The organism is Paraburkholderia sp. NPDC080076 (genome assembly GCF_050281145.1).
In the GTDB taxonomy this organism is placed as follows: domain Bacteria; phylum Pseudomonadota; class Gammaproteobacteria; order Burkholderiales; family Burkholderiaceae; genus Paraburkholderia.
Window position 1 is genome coordinate 74,680 of the sequence record NZ_JBNNWQ010000014.1, and the last position, 13,873, is coordinate 88,552.

A 13,873-nucleotide genomic window follows, 5' to 3' on the forward strand; every position below is an offset into this window, starting at 1 on the left:
GAAGGGCAATGCAAACGATTCATCAACGGTTCAAGCGCGCCGTCATCGCGGCCGCTCTCGCGCTGCCGCTCGCCTCTCATGCCGCCGACACTTTGCGGCCGGACGTGGCGAAACCGCTGAATGCCGCACAGGATCTGTATCGCGCGCACAAGTACAAGGACGCGCTGACGAAGATCGATCAGGCGGCGGCAGTGCCCGGCAAGACGCCGTACGAAAGCACCATGGTCGAGCAGATGCGTGGCGCGGCAGCGGCGGCGGCGGGTGACACCGGCGTGGCTGCTCAGGCCTACGAAACGTTGCTGAGTTCCGGGAAGTTGAGCGGCGCGGACGAGCAACGTACGTCAGCGGCATTGGCCGGCATCTACTTCCAGCAAAAGAACTATGCGCAGGCGGCGAAGGTTGCACAACGCTATCTGAAGTCGGGTGGCGGTGATCCCGACATGCGCACGCTGCTGGTTCAGTCTTACTACCTGTCGAACGATTGCGCGAGCGTGGTGAGCTTGCTCAAGCCCGGCATCGATGCGCAGGTGCATGCCGGTCACGCGCCTGACGAGTCGCAACTGCAACTGCTCGGCACCTGTGCGCAGCGCGTGAAGGACGATGCCACGTACCGCAGCACGCTCGAAAAGCTGGTTGCTTATCATCCGAAGCAGTCTTACTGGGACGAGCTGTTCTCGGCGATTCGCAACAAGCCGGGCTATTCGTCGAAGCTCGATATCGACACGTATCGCCTGCGCCGCGCGACCGGCTCGCTGTCGACCGCCGACGACTACATGGAAATGACCCAACTGGCGATCGTGGCGGGCACCACCGCGGAAGGCAAACAGGTCATCGATCAGGGCTTTACGTCGGGCGTGCTGGGGCGTGACGCGCAGGCGGATCGCGAGAAACGTCTGCAGGCACTCGCGGCCAAACGTGCGCAAGCGCCCGCTGATCCGGCAAACCCCGTTGCCCCCGTCGACATGGGTTTCAATCAGGTTTTCGCGGGGCAGGCGAAGCAGGGTCTGGCGGCGATGGATGCCGCGATCGCCAAGGGTGGACTCGATCACCCGGACCAGGCGCAGCTGCATCTCGGTGAGGCGTACTACATGGCGGGCGACAAGGCTCGCGCGGTGCAAACCTTCCGTGCGGTGAAAGGCACCGATGGCTCAGCCGATCTCGCGCGTTTGTGGGTGCTGGTGGCGTCGAAATAAGAACACTCCGTTCCCGTTATGTTCCATCGGACGAGACGCGCTCGAGCTCTCCTCATGGCGGGCGCGAGGGGACGCGCTCGTCGTAGGAAATGTGGCTCGTCTCCGATGCCTGCTTGGGGTTGCAGCCGCGATTGTCACAAGGCATTTCGCAGTATCCGGAAGTCTTCTGGACAACCAATTGTTCCCGTTGTCCATGGCGTAATTTCAGTTGACCTATCAGCAATGTTTTGGGAGAACGTTGCGCCGGACGAAACATAATTTGCATATATCAAACTATTTTTGACTACGGGATTCTGTCTTGCTATGGTCTTGCCACTCAATAACAAGGCACACGTTGCAGTCTCTATAGGAAGCAAAATCCGCGCGCTGCGCCAACGGCTCAGTCGAACGCTGGATGAAGTGGCAAAGACCGCGGGCATTTCCAAGCCCTTTCTGTCGCAAGTGGAACGAGGTCACGCAACACCTTCGATCACATCGCTGGTCGGTATTGCGCGAGCTCTGGGTGTCACGGTGCAGTATTTCGTCGACACGCCGACTGAAGACAAGTCGGTGCGTAGAGGAAGCGAGTTGAAGTACTTCGGATTTGACGGAACCGCCAATCTGTTTGGAAGGCTGACGAACCTGTCGGTCGGCGGCAAGCTGGAAGTGATCCTCGTCAGGATGCCGGTGGGACAGAACCCATCAGAAGTCACGACGCACGCCGGCGAAGAATTCTTGTATGTGATGAGCGGCCAGATCTCGCTCACGTTGGAAGGCACAACGTTCGTCTTGCAGGCGGGCGATACCGCGCATTACGAGTCCACCGTGCCGCACTCCTGGTCCAACACCGCGCGTGAAGAAGCGGTGGTCGTGTGGGTAGGGACGCCAAGATTGTTTTAGTGCCGTAGGCCATGCTTTAGAAAAAGCAGTCACTCGATATTTGTAAGCATTACTTAAGTGCGTACCCGCGATTTGGGAAAATAAGCCGGCGCATAGCGGCATCCGTTCGCGTGGCAGTAGAAGTGGCATCAATTGGAAAGCACTGCGCATTCCGATTGCAATAAATTAGTAGTCCGACACTGACTTATTTGACGTTGCTTTAACGGAACGCGGCGCAAGATCGCCGTATATCGAGTAGAGCGGTTCACGAGACCACTCTTCACATACTGCTGTGGCCTTACTGACGAGCGAGAAGGGGAAAAATGAAACAAAGGGCATTGGCGCTGGCCATTAGAAGAATAGTCTGGGCTGAACTGGCATTGTCGGCCGTAATCGCGGTACCGGCGTTTGCACAAAGCCAGCCGGCCGCCACCGGCACTGCGGCAGGCGCGACGACGGAGAGCACCCCGGCAACGGGCACTGCCGCCACACCGTCCGCGGATGGCAACACCGCGACGCCGACGGGGAAAGGGGTTCAGCAACTCAAGAAATTTGAAGTGACCGGCTCGCTGATCCGCACGTCGGACAAGGTCGGCAATACGGAAGTTCAGACCATCACCGCCAAGGACATCCAGCAAAGCGGTTATACGACCGTGGCCGACTTCCTGCGCGGCACGTCCGCGAACTCGGGGAGCAGTTGGGGTCAAACGACGATGAATAGCTCCGCGCAAGGCGGCGGCGGCATTGCATTGCGTGGTCTGAGCGAGAAGTACACGCTGGTGCTGGTGGACGGGCAACGAGTGGCGAATTACGGCAAGGCGGTGAATTTCACCGACACGTTCTTCGACGTGAATTCGATCCCGCTCAACATGATCGACCACATCGACATCGTGAAGACCGGTGCGGTCTCGGTGTATGGTTCGGATGCAATTGCGGGCGTCGTCAACATCATCACGAAGAAGGACTTCCAGGGCCTGCAGATCGATGGCCAACTCGGCAAGGCGCAGCATCCGGGCGACGCACAGGGCAACTTCAGCGTGCTCGGCGGTATCGGCGATCTGAATGGCGACCGCTTCAACGTGACGGCCGCGGCGAGCTACTACCGCGACACCGGGTCGTCGCTCGGCGATCGCGACATGACCGCGGGTCAGGACTTCAGCCAGTTCCCGGGTGGCCTCGCGGGCCCGCTCGGTCCGAACCAGCAGTCGTTCTGGACCACGGCCGACGGCACCAACATGGCGCTCAACCCCTGTCCTCCGGGCAGCGTGTCGGCGAACGGCGCGTCCACGTGTAAATCGAATCCGGCCAGCACCACCTCGCTGGTGCCGGCGATCACGCGCCTGAACGCGAAAGTGCGCGGCACCTTCAAGGTCAACGACGACGTGCAGGCTTACGCCGACCTCTGGGTGAGCCGCAACGAAACCGTGCAGAACGAAGGTCCGGCGGTGCTGAGCAGCCAGACCAACGCGTTCAACCCGGCCACCGGTTCGGCGTTGCCGATTTCGCGCACGGTCTCGGGCACCAACCCGTACAACCCGTTCGGCGTACCCACGCTGATCAACTACACGTTCCCGAACACGGTGTCGGCGGATACGGTGTCGACGTTCTGGCGTGCGATGACCGGTGTGAAGGGCTCGTTCACCACGGCCAAGTTCGGCGACTGGGATTGGTCCGCGGATTACGGCCATTCGCAGAGCACGGTCGACACGACCTACGGCAACGCGCTGAATGTTGCAGGCCTCGAGAACATTCTGCAAAACGGCGTGTTCAACTTCTCGAACCCGTCGGCCACGCCGAACGGCTTGAACGGCGTCTTCCAGAACGACTATGAGCAGGCGATCTCGAAGCTCGACAGCGTCACGGCGAAGACCTCGACTGGCAACCTGTTCAACCTGCCGGGAGGTCCGGTCGGTGTCGGTTTCGGTACGGAATTCCGTCACGAAAGCAACATCATCAACTCGCGCACGTATAGCGCGCTTGGGGTGACCGCGCCGGCCAACGTGCAGACAGTCGACGGCGAACGCAATGTGGCCGCCGTCTACTACCAGGTCGATATTCCGATCATCCGCAACCTGACGTTCACGCAGGCGGGCCGTTACGACCACTACAGCGACTTCGGTGGTGCGTTCTCGCCGAGCTTCGCATTGCGCTTCCAGCCGGTGCAGGCTCTTACGGCTTTTGCATCGTATAGCCGTGGCTTCCGTGCCCCGACGCTGGTCGAAAACTCGCAGGCGACCTATCTGGCTCACCAGAACCTGGTCGACCCGAACGACCCGAGCGGCACGCCGACCAAGCACTTCACGACGGAACAGGTCAACGGCAATCCGGCGCTGCAGCCTGAGCACACCAAGAACTACAACATCGGCTTCCAGCTTTCGCCGGACTCGTCGACGGATATCGGTGCGGCGTTCTACAAGATTCACATTGACGGCGTGATCGGCACGGACGATCCGAACGCGGTGATGGATGCGAACAACCCGTCGACCGTGATCCGCAATCCGGACGGCACGGTGGCCTTTATCAAGGAGCAGTTCGTCAACCTCGGTTCGCTCGACACCGACGGCTTCGACATGAACTTCCGCAAGTCGGTGGGCACGAAGTACGGCACGTTCACGCTGGCAGGCGACTGGGCCTATGTGTGGCACTTCAAGCTGAATAGCCCGGGTGCGCCGACGCAGGACTTCGCCGGCAACAACCTCGCGCTGCTGCAGCCGTTCGGTGCGTCCAATCCGCGCTGGAAGGGTAATACCAGCTTCTCGTGGGATTACCGCAAGCTGACCACTACGCTGACGTGGCAGTACACTGGCCCCTACACCAACGCGGTGGCGGCCGAGTTCGGCGACGGCGGCACGCTGTCGGTGGCGTCGTACAGCCAGTTCAATCTGATGGCCACGTATCGCGGCTTCAAGAACTGGACGATCTACGGCGGCATCAACAACATCTTCGATCGCACGCCGCCGTTCGACGTCGAGTGGCAGGCTACCCCGGATATCACGGGCTACGACCAGTCGCTTTACACCAACATCGGCCGCTTCTTCCAGGTCGGTGCGACGTACCGCTTCTGAAGTCCTTGATGTTTCTGATGCACCGGCAGTCTGTCTAGCCGGTCGGCCGCTCCGGCTTCCGTTCATCGGTACCGGAGCGGCGCAATTCTGTTAGAGACGTGCTTTGGAGTTCCCCGTGCACACTGCTCGTTCAAGCTCGCGGCGAGCGACGGCGGCCAGTCATCAGCAGCGCTGCGCCAGCGGGGAAAGCTACGGGAGCGACGGCGTCGGGCCGTCACTCGCGCCGATTCGATTTACCGCGCGCCGGCCTGAAGCCGGCGCGTGTCCTTACGCATTCCGAAGATGAGACTTGTGAAGTTTCTCTGGCCGCGCACCTCCGGGCGAATCGCTCTATGCGCCGGTGCGTGTCTGGCATTGAGCGCGGTCTGCGCGCAGGCGCGGCCCTCGATTGCGCAATACGACGAGCCCAAATATCCTGCCGGCTTCACGCACTTCGACTATGCGGATCCCGCGGCGCCGGGCGACGGCAAGCTCAGCTTCCAGAACTTCGACGAACTGCAGAGCTACGATTCGCTGAATCCGTTTCTAGTACGCGGTGCGCCCGCGCCGGACATCCTGCATCTGATGTTCGATACGCTGATGCAGCGCAGTTGGGACGAACTGGCTTCCGAGTATCCGCTGATCGCCGACGATGTCGAAGTCGCGCCGGACCTCGCTTCGGCCACCTTCCACATCAATCCCGCCGCGCGCTTTTCGAACGGCGATCCGATCACCGCGGCCGACGTCAAATACTCGTTCGACACATTGACGAGCCCGAAGGCATCGCCGCTCTTCAATGCGCAGTTCTCAGTGATCAAAAGCGCGACCGTGGTCGACAAAAACACGATCCGCTTCGTTTTCAGGCACGCGGAGCGCGACGCGCCGCTGATTGCTGGCGATTTGCCGATCTTCTCGCCGAAGTGGGGCATGCGCGCGGACGGCACACGTCTGCCGTTCGACCAGATCGCGAACGAGCCGCCGGTCGCGAGCGGTCCGTATCTGATCGAGTCGCGCAAGAACGACAAGCAGATCACCTATCGCCGCAACCCCGATTACTGGGCCGCGAATTTACCGTCGCGGCGCGGCATGTTCCGCTTCGCGAGCATCACCTTCAAACTCTATCGCGACCATTACACGCAACTGGAAGCGTTTAAGGCCGGCGACGCCGACGCGATTGTCGAATACAGCGCAACGCAATGGGCGCGTAAATACGTCGGCAAGAACTTCGACAATGGACTGCTGAAAAGAGGGGAATTCGCCGACGGCCCCGCGCAGATGCAAGGCATGCTGATGAACCTGCGCAAGCCGATGTTCCAGGACCCGCGCGTGCGCCACGCACTGACGATGGCATTCGACTACGACTGGATGAACCGCCTGATGTTCTACGGTCAATACCGGCGCACCAGCAGCTATTTCGCCGCGAGTCCGTTCGGCGCGACCGGCATGCCCGGCCCGAAGGAACTGGCCTTGCTTGAACCATTGAGAGCCAGCGTGCCGCCGGAAGTGTTCGGTCCCATGCTGAAGCAACCCACGACGATCACGCCGGATTCCTTGCGCGGCAACTTGCGCGTGGCGCGCGATCTGCTGGCGCAAGCCGGCTGGCACTATCGCGACGGCGCATTGCGCGACGCCAACGGCACGCCGATGACGATCGAGATCATGGACGATCAGCCGGGCATGGACCGCCTGATCCTGCCGTATATGCAGGCGCTCGGCATGCTCGGCATTCAGGCGCATATGCGCGAAATCGACAGCGCGTTGTACCAGAAGCGGCTCGACAACTTCGAGTACGACATGACCACCTTCATCTACCCGCCGGTGACGATTCCCGGCGCGGAATTGACGCGCCGCTTCGGCAGCGCGGCGGCCTCGGAAGTCGGCTCGGAAAACTATCCGGGCATCCGCTCCACGGCGGTCGACTCGCTCATTCACTCAGCGCTCTCCGCCGACAATCTCGACGACCTGGAAGCGGCGACCCGCGCCCTGGATCGCGTGCTGATCTACTCGTTCTACCTCGTGCCGGAGTACTACGCGCCGGGCGCGCGGATCGGCTACAAGTCGACGCTCGGTCATCCGGACAAGGTGCCGATGTCGTATCAATACGAAGACTGGGTGATCGACTACTGGTACACGAAAACGCCGGCCGCCCAGACCGCATCTTCCACCGCGGCCACGGCCGCTACGGCTCACTGAGGCACAGCATGCTTGCCTACATTCTCAGACGATTGTTGTTGATGGTGCCGACCCTGCTCGGCGTGGTCACGTTGACGTTTGTCGTCACGCAGTTCGTGCCGGGTGGGCCGGTCGAACAGGTGATGACGCAACTCCGCCACGGCGCTGGCCGTGGCGGAGAGGCGGGGGCGGGCGGCGGCGGTTATCACGGCAGCCAGGGCGTCGATCCGCAGCAGATCGAGCAGATCAAGAAGCAGTTCGGTTTCGACAAGCCGCCGCTCGAACGCTATCTGCTGATGCTCAAACGCTACGCGACGTTCGACCTCGGCCAATCCTACTATCAGCACGACAGCGTGTGGGACGTCATCAAGTCGAAGCTGCCGGTGTCGATCACGCTCGGCTTATGGACGGTGCTGCTCACGTATCTGATATCGGTGCCGTTGGGAATCGCGAAAGCGGTGCGCAACGGCTCGCGTTTCGATACCGTCACGAGCGTGCTGGTACTGGCCGGCTATGCGATTCCCGGTTTCGTGCTCGGTGTGTTGCTGCTGATGTTGTTCGGCGGCGGCACGTTCTGGCAGGTGTTTCCGATGCGCGGCCTCACCTCGGATAACTTCAACGACCTCAGCGCGTTCGGCAAGGTGCTCGACTATCTGTGGCACATCGTGCTGCCGGTCACGGCATCGGTGGTGGGCAACTTCGCGATCGTCACGATTCTGACCAAGAACACGTTCCTCGAGGAAATCGGCCGGCAGTATGTGCTGACCGCACGCGCCAAGGGCGCGCCGGAGCGCGACGTACTGTGGAAACACGTGCTGCGCAATGCCGCGATTCCGCTGCTCACCGGTTTGCCGGCGGCGTTCGTCGGCGCGTTTCTGAACGGCAATCTGCTGATCGAAACGCTGTTCTCACTCGACGGCATGGGCCAACTGTCGTACGACTCGGTGATTCGCCGTGACTATCCGGTCGTGCTCGGTTCGCTGTTTCTGTTCACGCTGATTGCCCTCGTAACCAAACTCATTGCTGACGTCTGCTATGTCCTCGTCGACCCCCGCATCCAATTCAACCGCCTGGACCGCTGACGCGGCCGGCGCGGCGCACGCGGCGTCGCCTTCTCCGTGGCGGCGTACGTGGCTGCGCTTCAGGCAGCAGCGTCTGGGCTACTGGAGCCTCGTGATCTTCGTCTCGCTGTTCGTCATCAGCCTGCTTGGCGAGGTGTTGTCCAACGATCGTCCGTTGCTCGTGCGTTACGACGGGCACTACTACTTTCCCATCGTGAAGGACTATCCGGAGACGCTGTTCGGCGGCGACTTTCCGGCGCGCGCGAATTACCTCGATCCGTATATCCGTTCGCGGCTCGAATCGAACGGCAACTTCGCGGTCTATCCGCCGAATCATTTCCACTACGACACGATCGATTACTTCGCCGCGCATCCGTATCCGGCGCCACCTACCACGAGTAACTGGCTCGGCACGGATCAATTCGGGCGCGACGTGCTGGCGCGGCTGCTGTACGGTTTCCGCCTGTCGGTGCTGATGGCGCTGGCGCTCACGGTGTCCGGTGTCGTGGTCGGCGTGCTGACCGGCGCGGTGCAGGGCTTTTACGGCGGACGCACCGATCTGATCGGCCAGCGCCTGATCGAAATCTGGAGTTCGATGCCCGACCTGTACCTGCTGATCATCTTCGCGTCGATCTTCGAGCCCACCTTGTGGCTGCTTTTCATTCTGCTGTCGATGTTCGGCTGGCTCGTACTGTCCGACTACGTACGCGCCGAGTTTCTGCGCAACCGTTCGCTCGATTACGTCAAGGCGGCGCGCACGATGGGTCTGTCAAACTGGCAGATCATGTGGCGCCATGTATTGCCGAACAGCCTCACGCCGGTGATCACCTTCCTGCCGTTTCGCATGAGCGCCGCGATTCTCTCGCTGACCAGCCTCGACTTTCTCGGCCTCGGCGTGCCGCCGCCCACGCCGAGCCTCGGCGAACTGCTGCAGGAAGGCAAGAACAATCTCGACGCATGGTGGATCTCGATGTCGGCGTTTGCCGCGCTGGTGATTACGCTTCTGTTATTGACCTTCATGGGCGACGCATTGCGCAATGCACTCGACACGCGCTCGCGCGGTTCGGCTTTCGGCGGAGGTCCGCGATGACCAACACTCAGGCGCCGATCGGCCGGCCGTTGCTGGAAATCGACCGTTTCTCCGTGCGTTTCGGCGACAAGGTCGCCGTGCACGAACTCAGTCTTTCCATTGCACGCGGCGAGCGCGTGGCACTGGTCGGCGAATCGGGTTCGGGCAAGAGCGTGACCGCGTTATCCATTCTGCGGCTCGTCGAGCATGCCGAATTGAGCGGCCGCATGCTGCTCGATGGTGAAGACCTGCTGCAGAAAACCGAGCAACAGATGCGTGGCCTGCGCGGCGCGGACGTCGCGATGGTGTTCCAGGAACCGATGACGGCGCTCAATCCGCTCTTCACGATCGGCAAACAGATCGCCGAGAGTCTGCGTCTGCACGAAGGTTTGCGGCCGAATGCGGCGCGCGAGCGCGGCATCGAGTTGCTCCGGCGCACCGGCATTCCCGAACCGGAACGGCGCATCGACAGCTTTCCGCATCAGTTGTCCGGCGGCCAGCGGCAGCGCGCGATGATCGCCATGGCGCTCGCCTGCCGTCCGCGTTTGCTGCTCGCGGACGAACCGACCACCGCGCTCGACGTCACCGTTCGCCAGCAGATCGTCGATTTGTTGATTTCGTTGCAAGAACAGGAAGCGGCCGAACGCGGCATGGCCGTGCTGCTGATCACGCACGACCTGAATCTGGTGAAGCGTTTTGCGCAGCGCGTCGCGGTGATGGAAAAGGGCGTGCTGGTCGAAACCAATACGACCGAGGCGCTGTTCACGAGCCCGCAGCATCCGTACACGCGGCGGCTGCTCGACAGCGATCCGCAACGCGCGGTGGAGCCGGTCGAGGAGGGCGCGCGTCGGCTGCTGGAAGTGCAAGGCCTGGCCGTCGATTACCGCACGTCGGCGAAAGGCTGGCGGTCCATGTTCGGGCGCTCCACGTTTCGCGCGGTGCAGGACGTCGATCTGAGCGTGCGGCGCGGCGAAACGCTCGGCATCGTCGGTGAATCGGGTTCGGGTAAATCGACGCTGGCCGCCACCGTGCTCGGCCTGCAGCAGCCGGCCGCCGGTCATATCCATATCGACGGCATGCCGCTTTCCACGCTCAGGACGGCGAGCTCGCGCCGCGCGCTGTATTCGCGCATGCAAGTCGTGTTTCAGGACCCGTTCGGTTCGCTGTCGCCACGCATGACGGTGGAGCAGATCATCGGCGAGGGCCTGGCCGTGCATCGGCCGGAAGTGGATACGAAGGCACGGCGCGCACGCGTCGGCAGCCTGCTTGAAGAAGTCGGCATGCCCGCCGACGCGATGCTGCGTTATCCGCACGAATTCTCCGGCGGGCAGCGTCAACGCATTGCGATTGCGCGCGCGCTGGCAGTCCAGCCGGAATTGATCGTACTCGACGAGCCGACCAGCGCGCTCGATGTCTCGATCCAGAAACAGGTGCTGAATCTGCTGACAAATCTGCAGAAAAAGTACAAGCTAAGCTATTTGTTCATTACGCACGATCTGGCGGTGATGCGAGCCATGGCGCATCGCGTGATCGTGATGAAGTCGGGACGCATCGTCGAAGCGGGCGACACACTCGATGTGTTGCATGCGCCGTCGCATCCTTATACCCAGTCGCTGCTGGCCTCGTCGCTCAACGTGCCGGAGCCGGGCGCCGCCGCGACTCATACGGGACACGCCAATGATTGACGAACGTTGGGCGCAAGCCGCCCAAACGCTGAAGAGCCGCGCGGCGTTCTGGTCGCTGCGCATTGTCGACGAACAGGTCGACGACCACGAGATCCGCAATGACGTCGCGCAGCCGCTGCGCACGGTGCGCGATCGCGGTGCGATGCTGATCGCGTGGGTGGGCGCCGGCGCGGGTTATGCCGCGACCGCGAATCTGTCGGCAGCGGGTTTGCAGGCGGCGCTCGATATGGCGACCGCGCGCGCTGAAGCGAGCGCGGCTTTCTCGCTGATCGACCATCGCGAAGTTGCACGTCCGGTTGCGAGCGGGCAGTACGTGTCGCCGAATGCGCAACGCGCGTTGCCGAGCCGCGCCGAATGGCTCGAGCTTCTCGGCGCGGAATGCGCGGGCGCGAACCTCGATGCAAAGATTGTCGAACGTGTGGCGGCGGTGCAGATCACGCACACCGATCAACTCTACATGACCGGCGACGGCGTGCGGATCGACCAGCATTTCCGCTTCGTGATGCCGCAATTGAGCGTCGCCGCGCATGCGAACGGCGATACGCAAGTACGCACGCTGGGCGGCAACTACGGCACGCTCGGACAGGGCGGCATGGAAGTGCTGACGCGCTTCGGCTTCGAAGGCTCGGGCGCGCGCGTCGCCAATGAAGCGCTGCAATTGCTGGCCGCGCCGAATTGCCCGTCGGGCAAGCGCGATCTGTTGCTGATGCCCGACCAGATGATGCTGCAGATTCACGAGTCGATCGGCCATCCGCTCGAACTGGACCGCATTCTTGGCGACGAGCGCAACTTCGCGGGCTGGAGTTTCGTCAAGCAGGACATGTTCGGTTCGTATCGCTACGGTTCGGAACTGTTGAATGTCACCTTCGATCCGGAGCTGCGCGAAGAAGCGGCAGCCTACGCATTCGACGACGACGGCACTGAAGCGCACAAGCAATATCTGATTCGCAACGGCGTGCTGGAACGTCCGCTTGGCGGCGCGCTGTCGCAACAGCGCGCACGCATGGCGGGTGTGGCGAACTCGCGCGCGTCGAACTGGAACCGGCCGCCGATCGACCGCATGGCGAATCTGAATATCGAGCCGGGCGAGAGTTCGCTGGAGGAGCTGATCGGCAACATCGAACACGGCATTCTGATGCGCACCAACACGTCCTGGTCGATCGACGACCATCGCAACAAATTCCAGTTCGGCTGCGAGTTCGGCCAGCTGATCGAGAACGGCAAGCTCACGCAGGTCGTCAAACAGCCGAATTACCGCGGTATTTCGGCGAATTTCTGGCGCAGCCTGAGTGCGGTGGGCAATGCGGCCACGCGTGAAGTGTATGGCACATCTATGTGCGGCAAGGGCGAACCGGCGCAGATCATCCGCGTCGGCCATGCGTCGCCGGCCTGCGTGTTCAGCAACGTCGACGTGTTCGGAGGCGCATGATGAGCCAGTTCATCTCTTCGCGCGCGGCTACGTCAGTGGATTGGGAGCGGCATTTCACTTTGCTCGCCGATGCGATCGAGCGCCTGCAACAAGGCGGCGAAACCACCCTCAGTTCATTTGCCGGCGAGCAGTCCGACTTCATTCGCTTCAATTCGGGCAAGGTGCGGCAGACCGGCAGCGTGTCGCAAGGCAAGCTGACCTTGCGCCTGATCGACGGCGCACGTCAGGCCTATTCCACGCTGACCGTATGCGGCGATCTGCAACAGGATCTCGACGAGGTGAGCGCCGCCCTCGCCACCTTGCGCGAAGGTCTGCGCGATGCAGCGGACGATCCGCATCTGCTGTTCGACACCTCGAAATGGCAGCGCACCACGCAGCGCTCCGGCAAGCTGGCGAATTCCGACGGCCTCGCGCGCATCGTCGCGGAATGTGCGCAAGGGCTCGACTTCGTGGGCTTCTATGCGGGCGGCACCATTGTGCGCGGCTTCGCATCGACGAAGGGCAGCCGCGGCTGGTACGAAGTGGACAACTTCAATTTCAGCTGGTCGCTGTACGACCCGAGCGGCCGCGCGATCAAAACCAGCTACGCCGGCGACGACTGGAGCGATGCCGTGTTCGCGCGCAAAGTCGAACAGGCCGCGACACGTCTTGCCGTTCTGGCGCGCACGCCGCGCACGTTGGCGCCGGGACGCTACCGTTCCTATCTGGCACCCGCCGCGCTTGCGGAACTGCTCGGCGTCACCGCATGGAGTGGCTTTTCCGCGCGCGCCCAGGCGAGCTCGCGCAGCGAGTTGTACAAGCTGCATGTGGGAGAAATCGTAGTCGACCCGCGCGTAACCATCAGCGAAGATCTGAGCCTCGGCATCACGCCAGGCTTCAACGACGACGGCTACCTGCGTGACAGCGTCCCGCTGATCGAGGCCGGCCGCAGTGCCGAACGCCTGACCAACGCACGCAGCGCGCGCGAGTACGGCTTGACGCCCAACGGTGCGCTGGCCAGCGAGTCGCCGGCCGCGCTGTCGATGCAAGCGGGCGATCTGCTGGAAGAAGACGTGCTCGCCAAGATCGACACCGGGCTCTACATCGGCAACCTGTGGTACGTGAACTTCTCGGACCGCATGAATTGCCGCCTCACCGGCATGACGCGCTTCGCGACGTTCTGGGTCGAGAACGGAGAAATCGTCGCACCGCTCGAAGCCATGCGTTTCGACGACAGCCTGTACCGTTTGCTCGGCAGCGAACTCGAACAACTCGGCGCGCAAGCCGAACTGCTATTGAGCGACTCGACATGGGGCGAGCGCGCCACGGGCGGCATGCAACTGCCTGGCATTCTGGTGAGGTCATTCGAATTGACGTTATGAG

General features: G+C 62.1%; 9 protein-coding genes. All 9 read left to right on the forward strand.

The features are described 5' to 3' along the window. The first annotated feature begins 8 nt into the window (after window positions 1–8). The 9 genes from ACQKRQ_RS37225 to ACQKRQ_RS37265 all read left to right on the forward strand — a co-directional run bounded on the left by ACQKRQ_RS37225 (window position 9) and on the right by ACQKRQ_RS37265 (window position 13,872). Window positions 9–1,193 carry a tetratricopeptide repeat protein gene (locus ACQKRQ_RS37225; RefSeq protein ID WP_427482623.1) on the forward strand — a complete coding sequence of 395 codons (1,185 nt, stop codon included), beginning with the start codon at window positions 9–11 and terminating at the stop codon, window positions 1,191–1,193. A gap of 303 nt (window positions 1,194–1,496) precedes the next feature. Then, window positions 1,497–2,072 carry a helix-turn-helix domain-containing protein gene (locus ACQKRQ_RS37230; RefSeq protein WP_132375140.1) on the forward strand — a complete coding sequence of 192 codons (576 nt, stop codon included), beginning with the start codon at window positions 1,497–1,499 and terminating at the stop codon, window positions 2,070–2,072. Window positions 2,073–2,374: 302 nt separating this feature from the next. Then, window positions 2,375–5,116 (forward strand): TonB-dependent receptor plug domain-containing protein, encoded by a 2,742-nt coding sequence (locus ACQKRQ_RS37235; RefSeq protein WP_342960577.1) that lies wholly within the window; start codon window positions 2,375–2,377, stop codon window positions 5,114–5,116. Between the two features lie 282 nt (window positions 5,117–5,398). Next, a complete protein-coding gene (locus ACQKRQ_RS37240) occupies window positions 5,399–7,288 on the forward strand; it encodes an extracellular solute-binding protein (protein WP_427482625.1) in 1,890 nt (629 codons plus the stop codon). Between the two features lie 8 nt (window positions 7,289–7,296). After that, window positions 7,297–8,349 carry a microcin C ABC transporter permease YejB gene (locus tag ACQKRQ_RS37245; protein WP_091795321.1) on the forward strand — a complete coding sequence of 351 codons (1,053 nt, stop codon included), beginning with the start codon at window positions 7,297–7,299 and terminating at the stop codon, window positions 8,347–8,349. Continuing rightward, window positions 8,303–9,418 (forward strand): ABC transporter permease, encoded by a 1,116-nt coding sequence (locus tag ACQKRQ_RS37250; protein ID WP_132375138.1) that lies wholly within the window; start codon window positions 8,303–8,305, stop codon window positions 9,416–9,418. The genes ACQKRQ_RS37245 and ACQKRQ_RS37250 overlap by 47 nt, the downstream gene beginning before the upstream one ends. Further along, a complete protein-coding gene (locus ACQKRQ_RS37255) occupies window positions 9,415–11,082 on the forward strand; it encodes an ABC transporter ATP-binding protein (protein WP_427482627.1) in 1,668 nt (555 codons plus the stop codon). Before ACQKRQ_RS37250 ends, ACQKRQ_RS37255 begins: the two co-directional genes overlap by 4 nt. After that, window positions 11,075–12,511, forward strand: coding sequence for a TldD/PmbA family protein (locus tag ACQKRQ_RS37260; protein ID WP_427482629.1), 1,437 nt, complete (start codon window positions 11,075–11,077; stop codon window positions 12,509–12,511). Before ACQKRQ_RS37255 ends, ACQKRQ_RS37260 begins: the two co-directional genes overlap by 8 nt. Then, entirely contained in the window at window positions 12,511–13,872 is a 1,362-nt protein-coding gene (locus tag ACQKRQ_RS37265; protein ID WP_427482777.1) for a TldD/PmbA family protein, read from the forward strand. The genes ACQKRQ_RS37260 and ACQKRQ_RS37265 overlap by 1 nt, the downstream gene beginning before the upstream one ends. Window position 13,873: the final 1 nt, after the last annotated feature.